At 53.1% G+C, this 241-nt stretch carries 1 protein-coding gene; it reads left to right on the top strand.

Annotated elements, in window-relative coordinates:
* Positions 1-12: 12 nt before the first annotated feature.
* A partial coding sequence (locus HMPREF0058_RS11545) for a hypothetical protein (protein WP_040319985.1) occupies positions 13-241 on the top strand: 229 nt, incomplete at its 3' end.

The raw sequence follows: 241 nt of genomic DNA, 5'->3' as shown, positions 1-241 counted from the left end.
AAGCTGAAAGTCGTGTTCATCCCGAACTACAGCGTTAGCCTGGCGCAGTTGATCATTCCAACGGCCTCGCGTTACACCCGCGATACGTTGGAAGATAAAGCGGAAAATAAGCGCCAGTTACAAATCGCAATGGGGCTTAAGGTTGACGATAAAGTGCCGCTTTTTGCAGTGGTGAGCCGTCTGACCAGCCAGAAAGGTCTCGACCTGGTGCTGGAAGCCTTACCGGGTCTTCTGGAGCAGG

The sequence above is a fragment of the Actinomyces urogenitalis DSM 15434 genome (assembly GCF_000159035.1).
In the GTDB taxonomy this organism is placed as follows: Bacteria; Actinomycetota; Actinomycetes; order Actinomycetales; family Actinomycetaceae; genus Actinomyces; species Actinomyces urogenitalis.
The sequence above is the reverse complement of the archived record's forward strand: the minus strand, read 5'-3'. Positions and strand labels throughout refer to the sequence as shown.